18 protein-coding genes and 2 riboswitches are annotated in these 25221 nt (G+C 79.1%); of the genes, 4 read left to right on the forward strand and 14 right to left on the reverse strand.

Annotated elements, in window-relative coordinates:
• Positions 1–74: 74 nt before the first annotated feature.
• The 6 genes from cobC to cobI all read right to left on the reverse strand — a co-directional run bounded on the left by cobC (position 75) and on the right by cobI (position 7100).
• Positions 75–1130 carry an Rv2231c family pyridoxal phosphate-dependent protein CobC gene (cobC, locus tag LO771_RS12300; RefSeq protein ID WP_230651302.1) on the reverse strand — a complete coding sequence of 352 codons (1056 nt, stop codon included), beginning with the start codon at positions 1128–1130 and terminating at the stop codon, positions 75–77.
• Positions 1120–2088, reverse strand: coding sequence for a sirohydrochlorin chelatase (locus tag LO771_RS12305; protein ID WP_230651305.1), 969 nt, complete (start codon positions 2086–2088; stop codon positions 1120–1122). The genes cobC and LO771_RS12305 overlap by 11 nt, the downstream gene beginning before the upstream one ends.
• A 46-nt stretch (positions 2089–2134) precedes the next feature.
• Positions 2135–3937, reverse strand: a complete 1803-nt coding sequence (gene cobJ, locus LO771_RS12310) for a precorrin-3B C(17)-methyltransferase (RefSeq protein WP_230651307.1) — start codon at positions 3935–3937, stop codon at positions 2135–2137.
• A gap of 179 nt (positions 3938–4116) precedes the next feature.
• Complete coding sequence (gene cbiE, locus LO771_RS12315; protein ID WP_230651310.1) at positions 4117–5445, reverse strand: precorrin-6y C5,15-methyltransferase (decarboxylating) subunit CbiE; 1329 nt, start codon at positions 5443–5445, stop codon at positions 4117–4119.
• Positions 5446–5499: 54 nt separating this feature from the next.
• Entirely contained in the window at positions 5500–6366 is an 867-nt protein-coding gene (gene cobM, locus LO771_RS12320; protein WP_230651312.1) for a precorrin-4 C(11)-methyltransferase, read from the reverse strand.
• Complete coding sequence (cobI, locus tag LO771_RS12325; RefSeq protein ID WP_230651315.1) at positions 6363–7100, reverse strand: precorrin-2 C(20)-methyltransferase; 738 nt, start codon at positions 7098–7100, stop codon at positions 6363–6365. Before cobI ends, cobM begins: the two co-directional genes overlap by 4 nt.
• Before the next feature lie 178 nt (positions 7101–7278).
• Positions 7279–7428, reverse strand: a riboswitch (cobalamin riboswitch).
• Positions 7429–7807: 379 nt separating this feature from the next.
• Here cobI and LO771_RS12330 point away from each other — a divergent pair.
• Positions 7808–9046, forward strand: a complete 1239-nt coding sequence (locus LO771_RS12330) for an esterase family protein (protein ID WP_230651318.1) — start codon at positions 7808–7810, stop codon at positions 9044–9046.
• Positions 9047–9125: 79 nt separating this feature from the next.
• On the opposite strand, the gene LO771_RS12335 is transcribed toward LO771_RS12330, so the two are convergent.
• The 7 genes from LO771_RS12335 to LO771_RS12365 form a co-directional block, all read right to left on the reverse strand.
• Complete coding sequence (locus tag LO771_RS12335) at positions 9126–10511, reverse strand: cobyrinate a,c-diamide synthase (protein WP_230651321.1); 1386 nt, start codon at positions 10509–10511, stop codon at positions 9126–9128.
• Between the two features lie 10 nt (positions 10512–10521).
• Entirely contained in the window at positions 10522–11118 is a 597-nt protein-coding gene (gene cobO / locus LO771_RS12340) for a cob(I)yrinic acid a,c-diamide adenosyltransferase (RefSeq protein ID WP_230651324.1), read from the reverse strand.
• A 4-nt stretch (positions 11119–11122) separates the two neighbouring features.
• Positions 11123–13297 carry a putative cobaltochelatase gene (locus LO771_RS12345; RefSeq protein WP_230651328.1) on the reverse strand — a complete coding sequence of 725 codons (2175 nt, stop codon included), beginning with the start codon at positions 13295–13297 and terminating at the stop codon, positions 11123–11125.
• On the reverse strand, positions 13294–17016 hold the full coding sequence (gene cobN / locus LO771_RS12350) for a cobaltochelatase subunit CobN (protein WP_230651639.1): 3723 nt from the start codon (positions 17014–17016) through the stop codon (positions 13294–13296). The genes LO771_RS12345 and cobN overlap by 4 nt, the downstream gene beginning before the upstream one ends.
• A gap of 191 nt (positions 17017–17207) precedes the next feature.
• Positions 17208–18713 carry a cobyric acid synthase gene (locus LO771_RS12355; RefSeq protein WP_230651332.1) on the reverse strand — a complete coding sequence of 502 codons (1506 nt, stop codon included), beginning with the start codon at positions 18711–18713 and terminating at the stop codon, positions 17208–17210.
• On the reverse strand, positions 18710–19660 hold the full coding sequence (locus LO771_RS12360) for a cobalamin biosynthesis protein (protein ID WP_230651335.1): 951 nt from the start codon (positions 19658–19660) through the stop codon (positions 18710–18712). The genes LO771_RS12355 and LO771_RS12360 overlap by 4 nt, the downstream gene beginning before the upstream one ends.
• Positions 19661–19776: 116 nt before the next feature.
• Positions 19777–19907: riboswitch (cobalamin riboswitch) on the reverse strand.
• A 141-nt stretch (positions 19908–20048) separates the two neighbouring features.
• On the reverse strand, positions 20049–20324 hold the full coding sequence (locus LO771_RS12365; RefSeq protein ID WP_230651338.1) for a hypothetical protein: 276 nt from the start codon (positions 20322–20324) through the stop codon (positions 20049–20051).
• 244 nt (positions 20325–20568) lie between these two features.
• Here LO771_RS12365 and LO771_RS12370 point away from each other — a divergent pair, with 244 nt between their 5' ends.
• The 3 genes from LO771_RS12370 (at position 20569) to LO771_RS12380 (ending at position 23459) form a co-directional block, all read left to right on the forward strand.
• Complete coding sequence (locus tag LO771_RS12370; RefSeq protein WP_230651340.1) at positions 20569–20838, forward strand: DUF4235 domain-containing protein; 270 nt, start codon at positions 20569–20571, stop codon at positions 20836–20838.
• A 102-nt stretch (positions 20839–20940) separates the two neighbouring features.
• Complete coding sequence (locus LO771_RS12375) at positions 20941–22161, forward strand: YihY/virulence factor BrkB family protein (RefSeq protein WP_230651342.1); 1221 nt, start codon at positions 20941–20943, stop codon at positions 22159–22161.
• 236 nt (positions 22162–22397) lie between these two features.
• Positions 22398–23459 carry a trans-acting enoyl reductase family protein gene (locus LO771_RS12380; protein ID WP_230651345.1) on the forward strand — a complete coding sequence of 354 codons (1062 nt, stop codon included), beginning with the start codon at positions 22398–22400 and terminating at the stop codon, positions 23457–23459.
• A 116-nt stretch (positions 23460–23575) separates the two neighbouring features.
• Here LO771_RS12380 and LO771_RS12385 read toward each other — a convergent pair whose 3' ends face one another.
• Positions 23576–24985, reverse strand: coding sequence for an FAD-binding oxidoreductase (locus tag LO771_RS12385; protein ID WP_230651348.1), 1410 nt, complete (start codon positions 24983–24985; stop codon positions 23576–23578).
• Between the last annotated feature and the right edge of the window lie 236 nt (positions 24986–25221).

A 25221-nucleotide genomic window follows, 5' to 3' on the forward strand; every position in this document is an offset into this window, starting at 1 on the left:
CGGCGGCCTGCGCCGCCGCCCTCGGCGCCCTCCGCCGCGCCCCGCCCGCGCCCCCGTGGCCGGGCGCCGTGCCCTCAGCCCTCCCGGCAGCCGGCGAGGGCGGCCAGGAAGGCGTCGGTCGTGTCCGGGTCGCGGACGGCGACCCGCAGGAAGTCCGGGCCGAGGCCCGGGAAGGTGTCGCCGCGGCGGACGGCGAAGCCCGCCGCGCGCAGCCGCTCCCGCACGGCGGCGGCGCCGGGCAGCTCCAGCAGGACGAAGGAGGCGGCGGGCTCGCCGTGCACCCGGACGCCCGGCACGGCGGCCAGGCCCGCCAGCAGCCGGGCGCGGTGGACGGCGGTGGTGCGGGCGGCCTCCTCGGCCTCGGCGAGGGCGCGCGGCGTGCAGCACGCCTCGGCGGCGGCCAGCGCGGGGGAGGAGACCGGCCACAGCGGCTGGCTGCGGGCGAGCGCGGCGGCCTGCGGGGCGGCGGCGAGCAGGTAGCCGACCCGCAGCCCGGCCAGGCCCCACGTCTTGGTGAGGCTGCGCAGCACCACCAGGCCGGGCAGGTCCCGGCGGGCGGCCAGGCTCTCCGGTTCGCCCGGGACCGTGTCCGCGAACGCCTCGTCGACCACCAGGACCCGTCCGGGCCGGGCCAGGGCGGCGAGCCCGGCGGCCGGGTGGAGGACGGAGGTCGGGTTGGTGGGGTTGCCCGCCACGACGAGGTCGGCGTCCTCCGGCACGGCGGCCGGGTCCAGCCGGAAGCCGTCCTCCGGTCGCAGCAGCACCCGCTCGACGGCGTGCCCGGCGTCGCGCAGCGCCGCCTCCGGCTCGGTGAACTGGGGGTGGACCACCACGGCCCGGCGCGGCCGCAGGGTGCGGGCGAGCAGCACGAACGCCTCGGCCGCGCCGGAGGTGAGCAGCACCTCCTCCTCCGGCCTGCCATGCCGGGCGGCGACGGCGGCACGGGCCGCCGCGCCGTCGGGGTAGGCGGCGAGGCCGGTGAGGGAGGCGGCGATCCGGTCGCGCAGCCAGGGGGGCGGCGTGCCGGCGCGGACGTTGACGGCGAGGTCGACCAGCCCGGCGCCGCGGACCTCGGCGTCGCCGTGGTGCCGCAGGTCCGGGCCGCTCCGTGACGGGGCGTCAGTGCGCATGCCGGCCGTCCCCGTGCCCGCCGTGCCCGTCGTGGTGCCCGTGCCTGTCATGGTGTCCGTGCCCGTCGTGGTGCCCGTGCCCGTCGTGGTGGTGGGCGGGGTCGTCCGGGTGGTGGTGGGGCCGCTGGGCGGCGCCGACCTTCCCCTCGAAGCCGGGCATGGCGACCCGGTACACGCAGGTGTCGCAGTTCATCCGCAGGTCGCCGGCGAGGGCCTCGCGGTAGCGCTCCACGACCAGGCCGGCCAGCTCCTCGGCGGCGCCCATCACGGTGGCCCGCCGCACCTCGACGCCAGGGTGCGCCGCCGCCCACGCGGCGGCCTGCCGGTCCACCCGCTCCGGCAGCACCCCCGTGAACAGGAAGTACGGCAGCACCACGACCCGCCGGGCGCCCAGCCGCCGGCACCGCTCCAGCCCTGCGGCCACGTCCGGCGCGGCGAGGGAGACGAACGCGGTCTCCACCCCGGCCAGGCCGCGCCCCTCCCACAGCAGGCGGCCGACCTTGCAGACCTCGGCGTTGGCGTCGGGGTCGGTGGAGCCGCGTCCCACCAGCAGCACGGTCGTCGAGGCGCGGTCGGCCGGGTCCAGCACCTCGTCCAGCCGCCGCTCCAGCACGGCCAGCAGCGCCGGGTGCGGGCCGAGCGGCCGGCCGTAGGCGTACGAGGTGCCGGGGTGGCGCTCCCGCTCCCGGGCCAGCGCCGCCGGGATGTCGCCCTTGGCGTGCCCGGCGGCGACGAGGACCAGCGGCACGGCGGCGAACCGCCGGACGCCGTCCGCCGCGAGGGCCGCGACGGCGTCGGCGAGCGGCGGCGGGGACAGCTCGATGAAGCCGCCCCCGACCGGTGTGCCGGGGAGCCGGCCGCGCAGGCCGTCGACGAAGCTGCGGAACGCCTCGGCGCCGGCCTCGTCGCGGGTGCCGTGCCCGACGACGAGCAGCGCGGGGGGCTGGGACGGGGTCACGTCGTGCCTCCAGGGGTGCGGGGGAGTGCGTGGGGGAGGGAGGGGGTCACTGCTGCCAGCGGTAGCCGCGCGGCGTGACCATGCGGCCCGCGACGCGGCGCGTGGCGGTGTTGCCGACGGTGACGACGGTGGTCATGTCGACGGTGGTGACGTCCACGTCGGCGAGGGTGGTGACGGTGTGCCACTCGCCGGGGCGGGAGACCGCGCGGGCGACGCCGACGGGGGTGCCGGGGGCGCGGTGGGCGGCCAGGATCCCCAGGGCGGCGGGCAGCTGCCGGTCGCGGCCGCGGCTGCGCGGGTTGTAGAAGGTGACGACCAGGTCGGACTCGGCGGCCGCCCGCACCCGCCGCTCGATGACCTCCCACGGGGTGTGCAGGTCGGACAGGGAGATCGCGACGTGGTCGTGCCCCAGCGGCGCGCCCAGCAGCGCGGCCGCGGCGAGGGCGGCGGTGACGCCGGGCACGCCCACCACGTCGATGTCCTCGCCCGCCTCCGCGAGGGCGGGGGAGGCCATGGCGTACACGCCCGCGTCGCCGCTGCCGACCAGCGCCACGGCCAGGCCCTCCCGGGCGAGGCGGACCGCGGTGCGGGCCCGCTCCTCCTCGGCGCCCAGGCCCGACTCCTCGGTGCGGGTGCCGGGGCGCAGCAGGTCGCGGACCTGGTCGACGTACTGGTCGAGGCCGACGACGACGGAGGCGCGGCGCAGCTCGGCGCGGGCGCGGGGCGTGAGCAGGTCGCGGGCGCCGGGTCCGAGCCCGACCAGGGCGAGCCTGCCGCGCACGGCGCGGCGGGCGACGGCGGCGGTGCACATGGCCGCCCGGCCGTCGGGGACGGCACCGGGCACCGACGTCGACAGCCGCTTGGGGACGAGCAGTTCGCCGCCGGGGGCGGAGGCGAGCGCGGCGGCCTCGGCGACGCTGGGGGTGCCGACGGCGGCCAGCGGCGCGGCGGAGGGGTTGGGGACGGGGACGGCCGCCAGCACCCCGGCCGGGTGGGTGGTGAGCGGGACGCCGAGCGTGCGGGCGGCCTCCACGAGGCCGGGCTCGTCCGCCTTGGCGTCCACGGTGGAGAGCTCGGCGACGGAGGCGGCGGACAGTCCGGCGTCGGCCAGGGCCGCCCGGACCAGGGCCAGCACCTCGGCGGCGGGCGCGCCGCGGCTGGCGCCGACGCCGACGACGAGGGAGGCGGGGCGCAGGACGGCCGCGGGGGCGGCGGCGCCGCCGTCCGGACCGCCGTCCGGACCGCCGGCCGGCGGCCCGTCGGAGGCGCCGTCGGGGCCGCCGCCGGTGGCGCGGTCCGGTCCGCCGGTCCGGTCGCTGATCCGCAGGACGGGGGAGCCGGCGGGCGCGTCGGCGCGGACGCACGGCGGCAGGGCGGGCAGCGGCCGGGTGCGGTCGGCGTCCAGGCGGACCGGGGACCCGTCGAGGACGGCCCGGGTGACGGCCGCGACGTCGCCCTCCACGGGCAGGCCCAGGGCGTCGAGGCCGGGGATCCCGGCGGCGTCGGTGGCGGTGGTGACGACCGGCTGCGCGCCCAGGACGTCCGCCACCTCGGCGGCCAGCGCGTTGGCGCCGCCCGCGTGGCCGCCCAGCAGGGCCACCGCGAAGCGCCGGGCCTCGTCGACGCAGACCACGCCGGGGTCCTCGGCCTTGCCGGCGAGCAGCGGGGCGACGAGGCGGACGGTGGCGCCGGTGGCCAGGAAGCACACCAGCTGCCCGCACTCGGCGAACGCCCGGCGCACGGCCTCGGCCACCGGCCCGTCGTACACGGCGGTGCGGCCGGGCCAGGCGGCGGCCAGGTCGGCGGCGGCGCGGCGGCCGGCGGCGGTGGCGGCGACGATGCCGATCACGGCAGGGGTCCTCCTCGGGTGGGGCGGCGCCCCGGTGGCGGGTCGGGGCGCGGCGCGGTCGGTCGCGGCGCGGTCGGTCGCGAACGGGTCGGGCACGGCAGTCCCGGGTGGCGCGGGCGGGGTCGGGCCGGTCGCGCCGGGCCCGGAGGGCGCGGGCTGCGCCCCCGGTGCGGCACGGGTCACGGCAGGACCCCGTCCTGCCGCCGCGGGGCGCCCGGCCGGTGCCCCCACAGGACGAAGACGGGGTTGGCCGCGGCGAGCCGCACCACGTCGCCGGGCAGCGGCGCGAGCCGGGAGGACTGCAGCAGGACGCCGCCGTCCTCCAGCCCGGCGGCGCGCAGCGCGGCCCGCACGGCGGGGACCCGGTCGACCGCGGCGAGGGTGACGACCACGGTGCGGCGGGCGCGGGCGGCGCAGGCGGCGACGACGGCGGGCAGGGCTGCGCCGCCCCCGCCCACGAAGACCGCGTCGGGGTCGGGGAGCGCGGCCAGTGCCCGCGGCGCCTCGCCGTGCACCACGGAGACGTCCACGCCGTGGGCGCGGGCGTTCGCGGCGATCCGGGCGGCGCCGTCCGCGGTCCGCTCCACCGCGACCGCCGCCGCGCCGAGGCGGGCGCACTCCACGGCCACCGAGCCGCTGCCCGCGCCGACGTCCCACACCAGCGCGCCCGGGTGCGGCCCCAGCCTGGCCAGGGCCAGGGCGCGGACCTCGGCCTTGGTGACCATCGAGTCGCGGTGCTCGAACGCGTCCTCCGGCAGCGCCCACCCGGCCGGCGCGGGCGGCGCCCCCGCGAGGGTCCGCATCCCGCCCGGACCGCCCTCCGGGCCGCTCCCCGGGCCCAGGCAGAGCACCAGGTTGACGCCGGGCCAGGTGCGGGCCGCCGCCTCGGCGGGCGGGACCTCCTCGACCCGCTCGTCCGGGCCGCCGAGGTCGGAGGCGACGACCAGCCGCCGCTCGACGCCCGGGGTGCGCAGCAGCGCCGCGCCGATCTCGGCGGGCCCGGCGCCGGGCGCGGTGAGCACGGCGGCCTTCCGGTGGGCGCGGCAGACGTTGTACGCGGTGTGCGGCGCCCGGCCGTGGGCGCTCACCACCACGGCGTCGTCCCAGGGCAGGCCGAGCCGGGCGAACGCCGCGGCGACCGAGGGGACGTCGGGCCGCACCTCCAGCCGGCGCGGGCCGAACCGCTCCCCGAGGGCCCGGACGACGCCGAAGAACCCGGGGTCGCCGGAGGCCAGCACCACGACCCGGCCGCCGTCGCGGGCGGCCTCCGCGGCGACGGCGTCCAGGGCGGGGGCGAGCGGTCCGAGGACGACGCGGCGGGCCCGGGCCGGGACCGGCGCGGCCTCCAGGTGGCGGCGGGCGCCGGCCACCAGGGTGGCGGCGGCCAGCAGGGCGGCGTCGCCGGGCGGCAGCGGGTGCGGGCCCCGGCCGAGCACCGTGATCGGCGCCGGCCCGTGCGGGGGGGCCGGCGGGCCCTCCGGGGGGGCCGGCGGGGTGTGCGGGGTCATGCGGGGGCGTCTCTCCTCTCCGAGGGTGCGGCGGGCGTCAGGGGGGAGGGGCGGTCAGCCGTCGGACGGCGGCGGGGCGCCCGTGCCCCCGGCGCGCAGCGCGCGCCGCGCCCGCCGGTCGGCCCGGCGGAAGGTGTGGAAGTGCCCGGGGTGGTAGAGGTGCGAGCGGGTGCCCTCGGCGGCGAGGGCCGGACCCACCAGGAACAGGGTGTGCTTCCACAGCCGGTGCGCTTTGACGGTGGCCTCCAGGGTGCCGACCGTGCAGTGCACCACCAGCTCCTCGGGCCAGGTCACCTGGTGGGCGACCACCACGGGGGTGTCCTCGGCGTACCCGCCCTCCCGCAGCTCGGCCGCCAGCTGCCCGCTGCGGGCCGCCGACAGGAAGACGGCCATGGTGGTGCCGTGCCGGGCGAACTCCCGCACCTCCTCGCCGGGCGGCATCGGGGTCCTCCCGCCGCCGAGCCGGGTGAGGACGACCGACTGGGCGACCTCCGGGACCGTCAGCTCCCGCTGCACGGCCGCCGCCGCCGCCGAGAAGGACGACACGCCGGGCACGACCTCCGTCTCCAGGCCCAGCGCCCGGCACCGCTCCAGCTGCTCCTGGACGGCGCCCCACAGCGACGGGTCGCCGGAGTGGATCCGGGCCACCCGCAGGCTGTCGCGGGCGGCCTCCCCGTACACGGCGAGGACGTCCTCCATGGGCACCAGCGAGGAGTCCACGATCCGGGCGTCCCCGCGGGCGTGCTCCAGCACCTCCTCCTGCACCAGGCTCGCCGCCCACACCACCACGTCGGCCGCGGCGATCGCCCGGGCGGCCCGGAAGGTCAGCAGGTCCGCGGCGCCCGGCCCGGCGCCCACGAAGACCACCTTCCCGCCGGTCCGTCCGGCCGCCGCCCCCGCCGTCCCGTCCTGCGCGCTCACAGCTTCCCTCCCCGGGTGCCGCGGCGGGCGGGGCAGATCAGGGTGGAGAGGTACGGCTGCGGGCCGGAGCCGAGCTCGGCGGCCGGGCGGATCGACTCGCCCGGCAGTCCGAGCGAGGACCCCCACACGGCGCCGTCCGTGCGCCCGGTCTCCCGCAGCACCGCCGCCACCTCGTCCGCGACCCGGCCGAACTTGTAGGCCACCACCGTGCCGGTCCCCGCCAGGGCCTGCCGCAGCACGGCGGCGCCCGCGGTGACCGGCACCAGCGTCAGCGGCTCGGCCCCCTCGGCCAGGACGGTGCCGCTGCGCGCGGCGAGGTCCTGCATGGCGGTGATCCCGGGGACGGTCTCCACGACCGTGCCGGGCACGGCCTGCCGCACCGTCAGGGCCAGGTAGGTGAAGGTGGAGTAGACGCCGGGGTCGCCGAGGGTGGCGAAGGCGACGGTGCCGCCGTCGCCGGCCGCGCGCAGCAGGGCGGCGACGCGCTCCCCGGCGGCGTCCCAGGCCGCCTCGCGGCGGGCGCGGTCCTCGCGCTCGTTCAGGGCGAAGACCACCCGGACGACCTTCTCCGGGCCGGTGTGGTGGAGCACGGTGGCCTCGGCGCGGCCCGCGCCGCCGCCGTCCATGACCGGCACCACCACGTACCGGGCCTCGCGCAGCACGCGCACGCCCTTGACGGTGACCAGCTCCGGGTCGCCCGGCCCCATGCCCACCCCGACCAGGCGGGGGCTCACCGGCGCGGGCCGACGGGGGAGGGGGCGGCGGGCCGCCGTGCCGCGGGGAGGTGCCCCGCGGGGAGGGGGGAGCCCGGGGTGCGTCCGGGCGCGGGGGGCCGCTGCGCGGCGGCATGCGGAACACGCATGGCGGAGTCCTCACTCGGGGTCCTCGCCCCGGTCGACGTGACGGCGGCCGGAGTCTCCTGGCTCCCGGATCGACGCACCCCCGGGCCTTCCAGCCGCGCGTTCGCGGCCGTGGCCGGCTCCCGCGGACGGACCGCGGGGTCGGGGGCACTCCCCGGTGACAGTGGCGGGACCGCGCCGGATTCGCACCGGACTTCCTCGTCATTGCCGCCGTGTGTGGCCCGGGAATCCCATCACGCCCCGCCCGCCCGGTCAACAGCGCCCCCGCCGCCCGCACCGCGGCCCGCCGCGCCGCCCGGCCGGGCGCGTGACGTGCGGCACACCGGGGCCCGCCGGGCGGGGGCGCCCGCGATCCGCACCGGGGCCGCCGGGCGGCGCGGAAGCCCAGCGTGCGCGGGGTCCCGGGGGTGCGGGGGGTTGACGGGCGGTTGGGCCGCACGGGTGAATCCGGTAACCCGTCCGGGTGTCCCGTTCCTCCCGGTCGGAACCCGGATGCCCCCTCGGGCGTCCTCTCCTCAGGCGCGGCCCCGAACCGGTACGTCGAAGGACGGCGGGGGCCTCCGCCGGAAGGGCCTGTGGGGATGGAGCTGACGAGCGGGGCGTTCCTCGCGCTCATCACGGCGGTGCTGGTGCTGCTCACCGCGCTGGTCCTGGCCACGTGGAACCGGATACCGGGACCACGGGCCGTCCGCCACGGCGGCAGACTCGGCCTGCTCCTGCTCAACCAGGCCGCGGCCGTCCTGGTCGCCCTGGTGTGGCTGAACAACACCTACGCCTTCTACGAGAACTGGGACGACCTCCTCGGCAACAACGGCAACCAGGTCGCCCTCGGCCCGGACGGCGGCGGCCGGCCCCTGCCCGCCTCCCTCGCCGGACGGCCGGGCGGGCCGCGCCCGGTCCTGACCTTCGGCCCGTTCACCCGCGACGTGATGGCGGCGACGGCGGTCGGGCCGCGCTCCCGCCTGCGCGGCGAGCTGTACGTGTGGCTGCCGCCGCAGTACCGCGAGCCCGCCTACCGGAACACGGCCTTCCCGGTCGTCGAACTGCTGCCCGGCCAGCCCGGTTCGCCGCGCACCTGGTTCGGGGCCATGGCCGCCGACCGCACGCTCGCCGGCCTGATCGCCGCCCAGCGGGCCCGCCCGTTCATCCTCGTCTCGGCCACCATGAACTACACCGGCACCAAGGACACCGGGTGCGTGGACGTCCCGCACGGGCCCAGGGTCGACACCTGGCTGTCGAAGGACGTCCCCTGGCTGGTCGAGCACAGCCTGCGCGCCGCCCACGGCCCCCGGCACTGGGCCGTGATGGGGTACTCCGCGGGCGCCTACTGCGCGGTCGACCTCACCGTCAAGCACCCCGGCGTCTTCCACGCCGCGGTCAGCCTCTCCGGCTACAACGCCCCCGAGTCGCCCTTCGTCGTCCGCGACCCGGCGCTGCGCGCCGCCAACAGCCCGCTGCTGCGCCTGCGGCGCATGGCCGTGCAGCCCGACATCGCCCTGCTGATGGCGGGCAGCCTCCAGGACGGCCGGACGGTCGCCGACGGCCGGGCGCTGCTGGCGCAGCTGTCCCTCCCCGCCCACGGGACCACGCTCACCGTCGCCCGCGGCGGCCACAACACCTCGGTGTGGCAGGCGATGCTGCCCACCGCCCTGGAGTGGCTGACCCGCAACACGGCCGGCCCCGTGCCCGTCGCGGGCGGTCCCCCCGCGCCGCCGCCCCTGCACGCCCGGCCGCTGCGCAAGGAGGTCCACGCGGCCCCCGCCCCCGGTCAGGTCACCACGGCGCCGCCCCCCGCCGCCGCCGCCCCCCGCCGCCACTGAGGCGGGCCGGCGGCCCGTCCGGCGGCGCGGGCCGGCCCCTCGGCGGGGACGGACCGGTCCGCCGCCCCGCCGCAGGCCCTCAGCCGGGCCCGTGCGCCGGGCGGGCCGCCGCGTGCCGGGCCAGCCGCAGCGCCGCGCCGGGCACCCCCGCCCAGTGCAGGTGGAGGTAGGAGGCGTGCACCGAGGGCCCGGTGAACCCCTCGGTGGACGGCCCGGACCGGGTCCGCCACCCCCAGGCGGGGGAGGGCCCGGCCGCCGGCGTGCAGACCGTGCGGTGGAACTCGTGCCCCCGCACCCGCGTCCCCGTCTCCGCCAGCGGCCCGTCGCCCAGCGCCACCGCCTCCCGGTAGCCCAGCACCAGCCTTCCGCCCATCCGCGCCTCGGCGTCCAGCACGCCGCACATCGGCAGCCCGTCCAGCGACCGGGCGAGGTACAGCAGCCCCGCGCACTCCGCCGCCACCGGCGCCCCCGACGCGGCCAGCGCCGCCACGGCCCGCCGCAGCGGCCCGTTGGCCGACAGCTCCGCCGCGTACACCTCGGGGAAGCCCCCTCCGACCACCAGGCCCGCGGTGCCCTCCGGCAGCGCCTCGTCGCGCAGCGGGTCCACGGGCACCACCTCCGCCCCGGCGGCGGCCAGCAGCTCCGCGTTCTCCGCGTACGAGAACGAGAACGCCGCGCCGCCGGCCAGCGCGATCCGGGGCCGCCCGGCGACCGGGCCGCCCGCCGCCGCGGTCTCCGCCGCCGGGTCCCACGGCGCGTCGGGCAGCGGCGGGGCGGACCGGGCCAGCGCCAGCACCGCGTCCAGGTCCACCCCGGCGGCGACCAGGGCGCCCATGTCCCGCACCGCGCGCACCGCCTCCGCGTCCCGCTCGGCGGCCGGGACCAGGCCGAGGTGCCGCGAGGGCGTCGCCACCGCGCCGCTGCGCCGCACCGCGCCCAGCACCGGCACCCCCGAGCCCTCCTCCAGGGCCTCCCGCAGCAGCTCCTCGTGCCGGTCGGAGGCCACCCGGTTGAGGACCACCCCGCCGAGGCGCACCTCCGGGTCCCAGGAGGCGAAGCCGTGCACCAGCGCCGCCACCGACCGGCTCTGCGCGGAGGCGTCCACCACCAGCACCACCGGGGCCCGCAGCAGCTTGGCGACATGCGCGGTGGAGGCCAGCTCGCCGTGGCCCGCCGCGCCGTCGAAGAGCCCCATCACCCCCTCGACCACGGCGACGTCGGCCCCGGCGGCGCCGTGCAGGAGCAGCGGGGCGATCCGCTCCGGCCCGCACAGGAAGGCGTCCAGGTTGCGGCCGGGCCGCCCGGTGGCCAGGGCGTGGTAGCCGGGGTCGATGTAGTCCGGGCCGGCCTTGTGCGGGGAGACGGCCAGGCCGCGCGCGGCGAGCGCGGCCATCAGGCCGGTGGCGACGGTGGTCTTGCCCGACCCGGAGGCCGGGGCGGCGACGACGATGCGGGGGACGTCCACGGCTCCGCGGTCACCACTCGATGCCGGGCTGGCCCTTGCGGCCCGCGTCCATGGGGTGCCTGACCTTCGCCATCTCGGTGACCAGGTCGGCGGCGTCCAGCAGCGCCTGCGGGGCGTGCCGGCCGGTGACGACGACGTGCTGTGAGCCCGGACGGCCGTGCAGCACGCGGACCACCTCCTCGGTGTCGATCCACCCCCAGTGCAGGGGGTAGGTGAACTCGTCCAGCACGTACAGCCGGTAGGTCTGCGCGGCCAGGTCCCGCCGGACCTGCGCCCAGCCCTCCCGGGCGGCCTCCTCGCTCGACCCCGGGTCGCGCTGCACCCAGGACCAGCCCTCGCCCATCTTGTGCCACGCGACCGGGCCGCCCTCGCCGGAGGCGCCGAGGACACGCAGGGCGCGCTCCTCGCCCACCCGCCACTTGGCGGACTTGACGAACTGGAACACCCCGATGGGCCATCCCTGGTTCCAGGCGCGCAGCGCCAGGCCGAACGCGGCGGTGGACTTGCCCTTGCCGGGGCCGGTGTGGACGGCGAGGACGGGGAGGGTGCGGCGCTGACGGGTCGTCATCCCGTCGTCGGGCACGGCGGACGGCTGTCCCTGCGGCATCGTCTCAGGCCGCCTTCCTGCTCGGAGGGGTGGGGAGGTCGGGGAGCCCGGTCCGGCCGGGGGAGGCGGGCAGTCCGGCGGAGGCGGCGCGGGCCGAGCGGACCAGGGCGGCCACGCCCTCGGCCCGCAGCTCCTCCAGGGCCACGACGGGCGCGCCCAGGGCCGCGGCGACCACCGCCGCCAGCCCGAGCCGCACCGGCCCGGACTCGCAGTCCAGCACCACGGCCGCGGTGCCCTGCGCCGCCAGCAGCCCGGCGGCCCGGAGGGCGTCGCCCAGCGGGTCGGCGCCGCCGGTGGCGCGGCCGTCGGTGACCACGACCAGCAGCGGGCGCCGCCTCGGGTCGCGCAGGCGCTCCAGCCGCAGCACCTCGCGGGCGCGCAGCAGCCCGGCCGCCAGCGGGGTGCGGCCGCCGGTCGGCAGCGCCTCCAGCCGCGCCGCACCCGCCTCCACCGACGAGGTCGGCGGCAGTGCCAGCTCGGCCCCGGAGCCCCGGAAGACCACCAGGCCGACCTTGTCGCGGCGCTGGTAGGCGTCGGTCAGGAGGGAGAGCACGGCGCCCCTGACGGCGGCCGTCCGCTGCCGGGCCGCCATGGAGCCGGAGGCGTCCAGCACGAAGAGGACGAGGTTGGACTCCCGGCCCTCGCGCACCGGCTCCCGCAGGTCGCCGCGGCGCAGCACCAGGGCCGTGCCGGTGCGGCCCCGGGCGCGCTGGTGCGGGGCGGCGGCCCGCAGCGTCGCGTCCAGGTGCAGGCCGGCGAGCGGCCCGGCGGGCCGCCGGGCCCGCACGGTGCGGCCGCCGCCGGTCTCGGCGCGGGAGCGGCGGCCCTGCGTCCCCCGGCCCAGGCCGGGCACGCGCAGCACCCGGGTGCGGTAGGGCTCCCCGGCGGGGGCGGGGGACGCCTCCCGCGGGGCGTGGCCCGGGCCCCGCCCGCCCTCGGCGGGGGTGCCGGCCCCGGCGGGGGTGCCGCCGAGGGCGGAGGCGCCGGCCGGGGACTCCGCGGGCGCCCCGTCCTGCGGGCCGCCGTCCCGCTCCCCGCCGCCAGGTCCGCCGTCCGACCCGCCGACCGGCCCGTCCGGCCCGCCGCCCGACCCGTCCGGCCCGTCAGGTCCGCCGCCCGGTCCGCCGGGCCCGTCGGGGTCCGGGTCCGGCTCGTCGTCCCCGTCTGCGTGCTGCCGCAGGGTCTCGTCGAGCCTCTCCTCGTCCAGCCCCGGCGCGTCGAAGGGGTTGCGGCGGCGCCGGTGCGGGAGCGCCAGCCGGGCGGCGGTGCGGACGTCCTCGGCGGCCACCCGGGTGCGGCCCGCCCAGGCGGCCAGCGCGACCGCGGTGCGGGCCGTCACGATGTCGGCCCGCAGCCCGTCCACCTCGAAGGCGGCGCACACGGCCGTGACCTGGCGCAGCGCCGCGTCGGTCAGCACCACCCGCGGCAGCAGCTCCCGGGCGGCGGTGATCCGCCCGGCCAGGGCCCGCTCCTCCTGCTCCCAGCGGGCGGCGAACCCCTCCGGGTCGGCGTCGTACGCCAGCCGCCGCCGCACCACCTCGGCCCGCTCGGCCGGGTCGCGGGTGGCGGCCACCTCCACGGTGAGGCCGAAGCGGTCCAGCAGCTGCGGCCGCAGCTCGCCCTCCTCCGGGTTCATCGTGCCGACCGGCAGGAAGCGCGCCGCGTGCTGGACGGAGACGCCCTCCCGCTCCACGTGGGAGCGGCCCATGGCGGCGGCGTCCAGCAGCAGGTCCACGACGTGGTCCTGGAGCAGGTTGACCTCGTCGACGTAGAGGACGCCGCGGTGGGCCGCGGCCAGCAGGCCCGGCTCGTACGCCTTCACGCCGTCGGCCAGCGCCCGCTCCAGGTCGAGCGAGCCGACGATGCGGTCCTCGGAGACGCCGACCGGCAGCTCCACCAGGGGCGTCGGGCGCACCTCGGCGGCCGCCCCCGGGCCGTGCGGCCCGTCCGGGCACCGCGGGTCCGGCGCCGCCGGGTCGCAGGCGAACCGGCAGCCCGCCACGACGGCGACCGGCGGCAGCAGCGCGGCCAGCGCCCGCACCGCCGTCGACTTGGCCGTGCCCTTCTCGCCGCGCACCAGCACGCCGCCGACGGCCGGGGACACCGCGTTGAGCAGCAGCGCCAGCCGCAGGTCGTCCAGGCCGGCGATCGCGGTGAACGGGTACCTCGCGTCGCTCATCGGTCGTCCCCCTCCAGGTCGCCCTCGAGTTCGAGGTAGGTCGCGCGGAGCCGGTCCAGGGTCCCCGGGTCGGGCTCGGCCCACAGCCGCCGCTCGGCGGCCTCCAGCAGGCGCTCGGCGATGCCCCGCAGCGCCCAGGGGTTGGACCGCTCCATGAAGTCCCGGTTGACCGGGTCGAAGACGTACGCGGCGGCGAGCCGCTCGTACATCCAGTCGTCGACCACGCCCGCCGTGGCGTCGTAGCCGAAGAGGTAGTCGACGGTGGCGGCCATCTCGAAGGCGCCCTTGTAGCCGTGGCGGCGCATGGCACCCATCCACCGCGGGTTGACCACCCGGGCGCGGAAGACCCGGCGGGTCTCCTCGCCCAGGGTGCGGGTGCGCACCTGGTCGGGCAGGGCGCTGTCGCCGACGTACGCCTCCGGGGAGGAGCCGGTCAGGTGGCGGACCACGGCCACCATGCCGCCGTGGTACTGGAAGTAGTCGTCGGCGTCCACGAGGTCGTGCTCGCGCGTGTCGACGTTCTTCGCCGCCACCGCGATCCGGCGGAACGCCCGCTCCATGTCGCCGCGCGCCGCCCGCCCGTCCAGGCCGCGCCCGTAGGCGTAGCCGCCCCACACCGCGTACACCTCCGCCAGGTCGGCGTCGGAGCGCCAGTTGCGGGCGTCGACGAGCGGCAGCAGGCCCGCGCCGTACGCGCCCGGCTTGGAGCCGAAGATGCGGGCGGTGGCGCGGCGCCGGTCGCCGTGGGCGGCGGTGTCCTCGTCGGCGTGGGCCCGGACGAAGTTGCGGTCGGCGGGCTCGTCCAGCTCGGCCACGGCCCGCACCGCGTCGTCGACCAGCGCCACCACGTGCGGGAAGGCGTCCCGGAAGAACCCGGAGATGCGGACGGTGACGTCGATGCGGGGCCGCCCCAGCTCCTCCGCGGGGACGACCTCGAAGCCGGTGACCCGCCGCGAGGCGTCGTCCCAGACCGGCCGGCAGCCCAGCAGGGCCAGGATCTCGGCGATGTCGTCGCCCTGGGTGCGCATGCAGGAGGTGCCCCACACGGTCAGGCCCACCGACCGGGGGACGTGGCCGGTGTCGCGGACGTGCCGCTCCACCAGCGAGTCGGCGAGCGCCTGCCCGACCTCCCAGGCCAGCCGGGAGGGAATGGCCTTCGGGTCCACGGAGTAGAAGTTGCGGCCGGTCGGCAGCACGTTGACCAGGCCGCGGGTCGGCGAGCCGGACGGCCCGGCGGGGACGTACCCGCCGCGCAGCGCCCGCAGCACGTGGGCGATCTCGTCGGTGGTGCGCTCCAGCCGGGGCACCACCTCGGCGGCGGCGAACTCCAGCACCCGCACCGCGTCCGGCACCGTGCGCCCCAGGACCTCCCCGACCAGTCCGGCGGCGGCCTCCGGCGCCCACCCGCGCTCCTCCATGCCCTCGGCGAGGCGGCGGCACAGGTGCTCCAGCAGGTCGACCGTGTCGGCGGCGGTCCGGGCCGGGCCGTCGACCAGCCGGGCCAGCCCCGCCGGGACCTCCACCGCCGCGCCCGGCGCGGCCAGCAGCGCCCGCTCGTCCAGGCCGAACTCCGCCGCCAGCGCCGCCCGCAGGCCCGGCAGCGCGTCGGCCCGGCCGCCCCACACCTGGGAGGCGCGCAGCACGGCCAGCACCAGGTTGACCCGGGCCGCGCCCACCGGGCCGCCGCCCAGCACGTGCAGGCCGTCGCGGATCTGCACGTCCTTGATCTCGCACAGGTAGCCGTCGACGTGCATGACGAACGCGTCGAAGTCGTCGTCGGCCGGCTGCTCGTCCACGTGCAGGTCGTGGTGGAGCTCGGCGGCCTTCACCAGGGCCCAGACCTGCGCCCGCACCGCGGGCGCCTTCGCCGGGTCCAGGTCGCTGACCAGCGCGTACTCGTCGAGCAGCTGCTCCAGCTTCGCCAGGTCGCCGTAGGTGTCGGCGCGGGCCATCGGCGGCACCAGGTGGTCGACGACGACGGCGTGGCCGCGCCGCTTGGCCTGGGTGCCCTCGCCGGGGTCGTTGACGATGAACGGGTAGACCAGCGGCAGGTCGCCCAGGGCCGCGTCCGGGGCGCAGCCGGCGGACAGGCCGAGGCCCTTGCCGGGGAGCCACTCCAGGGTGCCGTGCTTCCCCAGGTGGACGACGGCGTCGGCGCCGAAGGAGCGGTCCAGCCAGCGGTAGGCCGCCAGGTAGTGGTGGGAGGGCGGCAGGTCGGGGTCGTGGTAGATCGCGACCGGGTTCTCGCCGAAGCCGCGCGGCGGCTGGATCATGACGACGACGTTGCCGAACCGCAGGGAGGCGAGCACGATCTCGTCGCCGTCCACGTACAGGGAGCCCGGCGGCTCGCCCCAGTGCTCCCGCACGGCCTCCCGCAGCCCCGGCTCCAGCGCCCCGAACCACTCCCGGTAGTCGGCGAGCGGCACCCGGGCGGTCGCGGCCCGCAGCTGCTCCTCCGTCAGCCACTCCACGTCGTGCCCGCCCGCCGCGATCAGACGGTGGATCAGCCCGTCGCCGTCGTCCGGGTACCCGTCGACCGTGTACCCGGCCGCGCGCAGTGCGTCCAGCAGCCGCACCGCCGAGGCGGGGGTGTCCAGGCCGACGGCGTTGCCGACCCGGGAGTGCTTCGTAGGGTAGGCGGTGAACATCAGGCAGATCCGCTTGTCCGCGTTCGCCCGGTGCCGCAGCGCGGCCTGCCGCACGGCGATCCCGGCGAGCCGCGCGGACCGCTCCGGGTCGGCCGCGTACACCGGGACGCCGTCCTCGCCGGCCTCCTTGAAGGAGAACGGCACGCCCACGATCCGGCCGTCGAACTCCGGGATCGCCACCTGCATCGCCGCGTCCATCGGCGACAGCGCCGCGTCGGACGCCTCCCACGCGGCCCGGCTCCCGGTCAGGCACAGGCCCTGCACGACGGGCACGTCCAGCTCCGCGAGCGCCCCCACGTCCCACGCCTCGTCCGCGCCGCCCGCCGACGCGTCCGACGCCACCGTGCCGCCCGCCGCGAGCACGGTCGCCACCAGCGCGTCGCAGCGGCCCAGCAGGCCGTACAGGCCGGGGTCGGCGCTCCGCAGCGACCCGCAGAAGACCGGCAGCGCCTCGCCGCCCGCCGCCTCCACCGCGTCGCAGAGCACGTCGACGAAGGCGGTGTTGCCGGACAGCTCGTGCGCCCGGTAGAAGAGCACGCCCACCGTGGGCCGCCCCTCCCGCGGCAGCTCCCCCCGCCCCTCCTGCCTTTCCTGCTCCCCCTGTCCTTCCCGCCCCTCCTGCTCCTCCCGCCCCTTCCGGCCCCCCTCCGCACCGGCGCGGACGTGCACGCCGTACTGCGGCATGGGCCGCGGCGGCGCGAAGCCCTCGCCCGTCAGCAGGACCGTGTCGGAGAGGAACCGGGCCAGCTCGGCGAGGTTGCCCGGCCCGCCCTCCACCAGGTACGCGAGCGCCTCGGCGACCACGCCCGCCGGGAGCGACGACAGGGCCATCAGCTCGGCGTCGGGCACCGACTCGCCGCCCAGCAGCACGGCGGGCACGCCGGAGGCGGCGACGGCGGCCAGCCCCTCCTCCCAGGCGCGGCGGCCGCCGAGCAGCCGGACGACCGCCACGTCGGCGCCGTCGAGCAGCGCCGGAAGGTCGGCCTCCGGGTCCGTCCGGACCGGGTTGCCGAGCCGGTACGGGGCGCCGGAGGCGCGGGCCGCCAGCAGGTCGGTGTCCGCGGTGGACAGCAGCAGCACGGTGGCGCCGGGCACGGCGGCCTCCCCAGGGTCTCGGGTCGCAGCGGGATCAGCGGTGCCGGCCGTGTCGGCGGTGCGGCCGGGCCGGGCGGTGCGGGCGGGTCCGGCGGTGCGGGCGGGTCCGGCGGTGCGGGCGGTGCCGCCGTGGCCGGCGGCGGGGGCGGGGCGGTCGGGCCCGGTGCTCACGGGGCGCCCGGCGGCACGAAGGGCGGCGCCACGGCGGGCAGCCCCTCCTCGACGATCCGCCACAGCGCGTCCGTGTCGGCGTGCTCCTCGACCAGGTCGCCGAGCCGGTCCAGCCGCGCCTCGCGGGCGGTGGCGAAGCAGGTGTCCGGGGCGGGGGTGAAGGCGCGGTTCGCCAGGCGCGCCACGTCCCGCAGGAAGGCGCGGCGGAAGCCGTCGTTCTCCAGTGCGCCGTGCCAGGTCGTCCCCCACACCGACCCGGCCCGGCAGCCGTCGAGGAACGGCTCGCCGCCCTCCACCGCGACCACGCCGTGGTGGATCTCGTACGCCTCCACCCGCTCCCCGTACGCCTCGCCGACCGGCCGGCCCAGCGTCTTCTCCCGGGCGAACGCCACCCGCGCCGGCAGCAGCCCCAGCCCCGGCACCTCCCCGGCCCGCGACTCCACCGTGTCCGTGATCAGCCGCCCCAGCATCTGGAAGCCGCCGCAGACGCCCAGCACGGGCAGCCCGGACCGCGCCCGCTCCACGACGGCGCCGGCCAGGCCCCGCTCGCGCAGCCAGGCCAGGTCGGCCACCGTCGCCCGGGTGCCGGGCAGCACCACCAGGTCCGCGTCGGCCACCTCCTCCGGCCGTGACGCCCAGCGCACCAGCACGCCGGGCTCCTGCGCCAGCGCGTCCAGGTCGGTGAAGTTCGACAGCCGCGGCAGGCGCACCACGGCGACCCGCAGCACCTCCGCCCCGTACGGGCCGGGGGTGCCGACGGCGCCGCGGTCGGCGGCCCGGTCCAGGTCGAGGGAGTCCTCGGCGTCCAGGTGCAGGCCGGACAGCATCGGCAGCACGCCGAGGACCGGACGGGACGTCAGCCGCTCCAGCATCTCCAGCCCCGGCTGCAGCAGGCGGACGTCGCCGCGGAACCGGTTGACGAGCCAGCCCGCCACGTGCCGCTGGTCCTCGGCGGAGAGCAGCGCCAGCGTCCCGTACAGGGACGCGAAGACCCCGCCGCGGTCGATGTCGCCGACGACCACCACCGGCAGCCCGGCGGCGGTGGCCAGGCCCATGTTGGCGATGTCGCGGTCGCGCAGGTTGACCTCGGCGGGGGAGCCGGCCCCCTCGCAGACGACCACGTCGAAGCGGCGCCGCAGGTCGGCCAGGCACGCCAGGGCCTGCTCCAGCAGCAGCGGCTTGCGCTCCCGGTAGTCCAGCGCGCCCACCTCGGCGACCGGGCGGCCCAGCAGCACCACCTGGCTGCGGCCGTCGCCGCCGGGCTTGAGCAGCACCGGGTTCATCGCCGCCTCGGGCTCCACCCGGGCGGCGGCGGCCTGCATCGCCTGGGCGCGGCCGATCTCGGCGCCGTCGGCGGTCACGAAGGAGTTCAGCGACATGTTCTGCGCCTTGAACGGCGCCACCCGCACCCCCTGCCGGACCAGCCAGCGGCAGATCCCGGCCGTCACCACGCTCTTGCCCGCGTCGGAGGCCGTCCCCGCGACCAGCAGCGCCCCGCTCACGCCCGCCTCCCCGCGAGCGCCCCCGCCGTCCACCGGGCGGCGGCGACCGTGCCCAGGGCCAGCAGCCCCACCCGGCGCGACAGGCGGCAGGCCCGTTCGACGTCGGCGGGCGCCGGCGGCCGCAGCTCCGCGCCGAGCACCGGGCGGTGCTCCACCCGGCTCCCGTACGCGAGGGTGCCGCCGAGCCGCACCCCGAGCGCGCCCGCGAACGCGGCCTCGGCCTGGCCCGCGTTGGGGCTCGGGTGCGCCGAGCCGTCGCGCCGCCACACCCGCCACGCCCGGCGCGGCCGCGGCGCCGCGGCGACCGCCAGCAGCGCGGTGAGCCGCGCGCCGGGCCACCCGGCGGCGTCGTCGAGGCGGGCGGAGGCCCAGCCGAAGCGCAGGTGGCGCGGTGAGCGGTGGCCGACCATGGCGTCCAGGGTGTTGACCGCGCGGAAGGCCAGCAGGCCGGGGGTGCCCGCCAGCGCGCCCCAGACGAGGGCGTTGACGACGGCGTCCGCGGTGTTCTCGGCGACCGACTCCACCACGGCGCGGGCCAGCTGGTCGCGGTCCAGGTGCCGTGGGTCGCGGCCGCACAGGTGCGGCAGCCGGGCCCGGGCGGCCGCGAGGTCGCCGGCCTCCAGGGCGGCGGCGACCGTGCGGGCCTCGCGGACCAGGGAGGCGCCCCCCAGCACGGTCCAGGTCGCGGCGGCGGCCAGCAGCGCCCGGCCCGCCGGGCCGCGGCCCAGGGCGCGGTCGGCGGCGGCGGCCCCGGCGGCGACCGCCCCGGTGCACAGGGCGGTGAAGACGGTGCCGGCGCCCCGGTGGTCGCGCCACAGGCGGCGCTCCAGGGCGGCGGCGGCCGAGCCGAAGGCGGCGACGGGATGGCCGCGGCGGGGGTCGGCGAGCAGCGCGTCCGCGGCGTACCCGGCGGCCGCGCCCACCGCCCAGGCGGTGTGCGGGCGCACCCCGGTCAGCCGAGGCGCGCGGAGGTCGGCTTCGGGGGGAGGGGCGGGGGAGCTGCCTGCATGGCGTGCGTGTCCTCACTCGGGGTCCGCGCCCCGGGTCGACGAGACGGGGGCGAGAGTCTCCTGGCTCCCGGATCGACGCACCCCCGGGCCTTCCAGCGGCCGTTCCCGGCTGCCGTGGCCATCGGTCGAGGGCGCTCCCCGGTGACAGTGGCGGGACCGCGCCGGATTCGCACCGGCTTCCTCTCCATGCCTCCGTTGGTGGCGCAAGGATCCCACCACGGGCCCGGTCGCAGCGTCAACACGGCCCGGGGGAGGGGCGGGTCACACGCTGCGGCCGGGCCCGTGGTGGGGGCGCCGCGCCGGACGGGGTCCGGGTGAGGGAGGGTCAGGCGGCCTGCCGGACGGCCGCCGGGCCCGGCAGCGGGCCGGGGACGGCGCGGAGCACCGGCCCGGGAGCCTTGACGGAGGGCGCCTGCACGGAGGAGGCCTGCACCGAGGGGGCCTGCACGGAGGGCGCCCCGACGGAGGTCGGGCGGCCGGCGGGCGCCGCCTCGCGCGGCGCGCCGGCGGCGGGGGCGAACGTCCGGTCCTCCAGCCAGGACATGCCCAGCAGAAGGAGCATCAGCAGGGGAGGGACGAGCAGTCCGAGGATGATGATCATGGGTACCGCCTGGGCTCGGGGAGCGTACGGCCGCCGCGTACCTGCGCCGCCGTCGGCCGTAGGCCGCTCCGGGAGCCCCACGCCCCGCAGCGCGGCCTTCTCTGCGGCTTGCCGCCCGCCGCCCCCGCAAACCCCTCCGGACGGCGGGTCCCGCAGTGCGTCCCGCCCCGGGGTCCGGGGTTTCGCCGGGCGGGGGGCGGGGGCAGGCGAGCGGGGCGGGGGACGGAAGCGAGGAGTGGATGCGGTGAACAAGGCGAAGGTGGTCTACAAGCCGGTCGGCGTCGTGGTCGGCATGGCCGGCGGCGCTCTGGCGACGGCGGTGTTCAGCCGGATCTGGGGGCGGGTGGGGTCCGGCGACGAGGCCCCCGAGCCGCTGCAGCGCGACCGCGGCTGGGGCGAGGTGCTGCTCGCCGCGGCGCTCCAGGGGGCCGTCTTCGGCCTCGTGCGGGCCGTCGTCGAGCGCGGCGGCGCCGAGGGCTGGAGCCGGGTCACCGGCAGCTGGCCCGGGGACTGAGCGGCGGGCCCGTGAGGGCCCTGCACGCGGGCGTGCCCCGGTGGACGGGCCGGAGGGCGTACCCGGGGGACGACCCGACCGATCGAGCGGAGGAGTGAGGGCATGGCGGCGACCCCGGACGAGGGCGTGGCGGGCAGAGGGCGTACAGGCGGACACCCGGTCGGCGCGGACGGGACGGACGGCGCGGACGGGACGGAAGGGTCCGGCGTCGGCCCGTCGCGTACGGACGAGGCCCGGACGGACAAGGCCCGGACGGACAAGGCCCGGACGGGGCGCTCCTCCGCGGACGAGGCCCGCGGCGCCCGGCCCGGCCCCCCGGAGCGGCAGGAGGAGGACGCGCCCCGGGTCGGCCCGTCCCCGGCCGTGCAGGAGGCGGCACCCGACGAGCTGACCGCCCTGCGCGCCCGCTCCTGGTGGGCCGTGATGCGGCGCACCCTCAAGGAGTTCACCGACGACGAGCTGGCCGACCGCGCCGCCGCCCTCACCTACTACGGCGTCCTCGCGGTCTTCCCCGGCCTGCTGGTGCTGGTGTCGCTGCTCGGGGTGGTCGGCGAGTCCGCGACCCGGAGCATCCTGGACAACGTCCAGCAGCTGGCCCCCGGCGCCGCCCGCGACATCCTGAGGAACGCCGTCACGCAGCTGGGCGGCACCGCCGGCACCGGCGGCGTGCTCGCGGTCGTCGGCCTGGCCGGAGCCTTCTGGTCGGCCTCCGGCTACGTCGCCGCCTTCATCCGCGCGTCCAACGCGGTCTACGACATCCCCGAGGGCCGACCGGTCTGGAAGATCCTCCCGATCCGCCTCGCGGTCACCTTCGTCCTCATGGTGATGCTCTGCGTGAGCGCGGTCATCGTCGTCTTCACCGGCTCGCTGGCCGACCGGGCGGGCCAGGCGCTCGGCATCGGCTCGGCCGGCGTCACCGCCTGGTCGATCGCCAAGTGGCCGGTGCTGGTGCTGCTGGTCGTGCTGATGGTGGCCCTGCTGTACTGGGCCGCCCCCAACGCCCGGCAGCCGGGCTTCCGCTGGATCTCGCCCGGCGGCTTCATCGCGGTGGCGCTGTGGCTGCTGGCCTCGGCGGGCTTCGCGCTGTACGTCGCCAACTTCGGCTCGTACAACAAGACCTACGGCACCCTGGCCGGTGTGATCGTCTTCCTGGTGTGGCTGTGGATCTCCAACCTGGCGATCCTGCTGGGCCTGGAGTTCGACGCCGAGACGGCGCGGCAGCGCGCCGTGCTGGGCGGCCTGCCGGTGGACGAGGAGCCGTACGTCGAGCCGCGCGACACCCGGAAGTTCCCCCGCGAGGCCGCGCGGCGCCCGACGGCGTGACGCCGCCGGTGCCGCCCGCGGCGTGACGCCGGGGCGGCACCGGGAGCGCACCGCGCGGGCCACCGACTCCCGCCGGGCGGGCCGGCACCGGCCCCCGCCCGGCGGGACCGCCGTGTGCGGACCCGCCCGGACCCGTCCGGACCCGTCCGGACCCGGCGGGGGAGCCCCGGCCCCGTTCCGTCCCGCGCCGTCCCCCGGGGTGGCCGGGCGGACCGCCGCCCGGCATGCTGTGCGGCATGGACACGACCTGGATGCTGTACGGGGCCAACGGCTACACCGGCCGCCTCATCGCGCACCTCGCCGCCGCCCGCGGGCAGCGCCCGGTCCTCGCCGGGCGGTCCGCGGCCCCCGTCGCCGCCCTCGCCGCCGAACTCGGCCTGGAGCACCGGGCCTTCGACCTCGCCGACCCCGGGGCCGTGCGCGCCGCCCTCCACGGCGTCGGCGCGGTCGCCCACTGCGCCGGGCCGTTCTCCACGACCGCCGCGCTCATGGTCGACGCCTGCCTGGCGACCGGCACCCACTACCTCGACATCACCGGCGAGATCGACGTCTTCGAGCGGATCCACGCCCGCGACGCCGAGGCCCGCGCTGCAGGAACGGTTCTGCTGCCCGGTGCCGGCTTCGACGTGGTGCCCACCGACTGCCTCGCCGCCCTGGTCGCCGCCGAGGTCCCGGGCGCCGACCGCCTGGACCTCGCCATCATGCCCGGCCGCAACCTCAGCCCCGGCACCGCCAAGACCGCCCTGGAGGGCCTCGCCCTCGGCGGCCGCGCCCGCGTCGGCGGCCGCATCGTGCCCGTACCGGCCGGCTGGCGCACCCTGAGCGCGGGCTTCCCCTCCGGCCCGCGCACCGTCACCTCCATCCCCTGGGGCGACGTCTCCACCGCGTACCACTCCACCGGCGTCCCCGGCGTCACCACCTACACCGTCCTGCCCGGCGGCGCCGCCGTCCGCGGCCTCCAGGCCCTCGCCGGGCCGCTGCTGCGCCGCCCCGCCGTCCGCCGCGCCGCCGGACGGGTGATCGACCGGCTGGTGCCCGGCGCGGACGCCGCCCGCCGCGCCGGGGCCCGCGCCGAGGTGTGGGCGCGGGCCACCGCTCCCTCCGGGGCGTCCGCCACCGCCGCACTGACCTGCCCGGACCCCTACGACCTCACCGCCGACAGCGTCGTGCGCGCCGTGGCCCGCCTCCTCGCCGACGAGGTGAAGCCGGGCGCCCACACCCCCTCCACCGCCTTCGGCCCCCGCTACGTCGCCGACCTCGACGGCGTCGTCCTCACCGGGCCCGCCCGGACGGCCTGACCCCGCCCGGACGGCCCGACCCGGTCCGGACGGCCCGACCACGCCCGCGCGCCCCGGGCCGGGCCCCGGCCCCGGTGCCGCCCTTCTCCGTGCCGCCCGCCCCGGTGCCGACCGCCTCAGTGCCGCCCGGCGACCAGGTCGGCGGCGCGGGCCAGCGGCGAGGTCGAGGACCGGCCGCCGGCCTCCTGCCGGTCGGCGGCGTGGTACGCGGCGTACAGGCCGTGCACGCCCAGCCAGCGCAGCGGCTCGGGCTCCCAGCGGCGCACGGTGTGGCCGACCCAGGGCAGCCGGGTCAGCTCGGTGTCCTCGCCCAGGACCAGGTCGCGCAGGGTGCGCCCGGCCAGGTTGGCGGTGGCGACGCCGCTGCCGACGTACCCGCCGGCCCAGCCGAGCCCGGAGGCGCGGTCCAGCTCCACCGTGGAGCACCAGTCGCGCGGCACCCCCAGCACGCCCGCCCACGCCTGCTCGATCCGGGCGTCCGCCGCCGCGGGGAAGAACCGGGCCAGGATCCGGCGGAGCTGCCGCACGGTCCGCTCCTGCGTGCCGCCGTCGGCGTCCGTGCGGGAGCCGAACCGGTACGGCACGCCGCGCCCGCCGAGCGCGATCCGGTCGTCCGCCGTGCGCTGCGCGTACATGTAGGCGTGGGCGAGGTCGCCCAGTGTCTCGCGGCCCTCCCAGCCGACCTCCGCCCAGAACGAGGCGGGGAGCGGCTCGGTGGCGACCATGGCGGAGTTCATGGGCAGCCAGGTGCGCCGCTCGCCGTGCAGCCCGGCCGTGAAGCCCTCGGTGGCCCGCAGCACGAACCGCGCCGACACCGCCCCGTGCGGGGTGACCGCCCGGGCCGGGGCGCCGCCCGCCGCGGGCCGGATCCCCGTCACCGGCGTCCCCTCGTGGATCCGCACGCCCAGCGCCTCCACGGCCGCCGCCAGCCCCCGGACCAGCTTGGCGGGCTGGATCCGGGCGCCGTGCGGCGTCCAGGTGCCGCCGAGCGCGCCCGCGACGCGGATCCGGGCCGCCGTCGCCTCCGCGGTGAGGAGCAGCCGCTCCGTGTCCCCGAAGGCCCGCTCCTCCTCGACGAGGGCCGCCAGCCGGGCCAGCTGCGCCGGGGTGCGGGCCACCTCCAGGACGCCGCCCTCGGCCACGTCCGCGTCGATGCCCTCCGCGGCGGCGGCCCGGACGACCTCCCGCACGGTCCCGTCCATGGCCCGCTGCATGGCCTGCGCCCGCTCGTGCCCGTACCGGCGGGCGAAGGCGCCGCGGCCGGCGAAGCCGTTGTACAGCCAGCCGCCGTTGCGGCCGGAGGCGCCGTACCCGCAGAAGCGGCGCTCCAGCACGGTGATCCGCAGCCCGGGGTCGGCCTTCTTCAGGTAGTACGCCGTCCACAGCCCGGTGAAGCCGCCGCCGACCACGCAGACGTCGGCGTCGGCCGGGCCCGGCAGGGCGGGCCGCGGCTCGGGGAGCCCGGCCTCGGAGTACCAGAAGGAGACCCCGCCGTTGCGGAGCGGACCGGAGCCGGTGGGGACCACGGGTACCTGCCTTGCCTCGTGCTGCCTGCGTGCCCGCCGCGCGTCCGTGCGCGCCGGTGCCGGGAGGCTATCCCCGCCCCGGGGGCCGGGCAACGGACACAGTGGCAGGCATGCGGGAGCGCGCCCTGCACACCGTCGGCCCGCCGCCCGCCGCCCGCCGCCCGCCGCCCGCCGCCCGCCGCCCGCCGCCCGCCGCCCGCCGCCCGCCGTCCGCAGGCCTCCCGCCCCGGCCCGCC

The organism is Streptacidiphilus sp. ASG 303 (genome assembly GCF_020991365.1).
Lineage (GTDB): Bacteria > Actinomycetota > Actinomycetes > Streptomycetales > Streptomycetaceae > Peterkaempfera.

Coding starts and splice junctions, on each gene's coding strand:
- cobC (WP_230651302.1), bottom strand. CDS start 1,130: ATGCGCACTGACGCCCCGTCACGGAGCGGCCCGGACCTGCGGCACCAC.
- cbiE (WP_230651310.1), bottom strand. CDS start 5,445: ATGACCCCGCACACCCCGCCGGCCCCCCCGGAGGGCCCGCCGGCCCCC.
- LO771_RS12330 (WP_230651318.1), top strand. CDS start 7,808: ATGGAGCTGACGAGCGGGGCGTTCCTCGCGCTCATCACGGCGGTGCTG.
- cobO (WP_230651324.1), bottom strand. CDS start 11,118: ATGCCGCAGGGACAGCCGTCCGCCGTGCCCGACGACGGGATGACGACC.
- LO771_RS12345 (WP_230651328.1), bottom strand. CDS start 13,297: ATGAGCGACGCGAGGTACCCGTTCACCGCGATCGCCGGCCTGGACGAC.
- LO771_RS12365 (WP_230651338.1), bottom strand. CDS start 20,324: ATGATCATCATCCTCGGACTGCTCGTCCCTCCCCTGCTGATGCTCCTT.
- LO771_RS12375 (WP_230651342.1), top strand. CDS start 20,941: ATGGCGGCGACCCCGGACGAGGGCGTGGCGGGCAGAGGGCGTACAGGC.
- LO771_RS12380 (WP_230651345.1), top strand. CDS start 22,398: ATGGACACGACCTGGATGCTGTACGGGGCCAACGGCTACACCGGCCGC.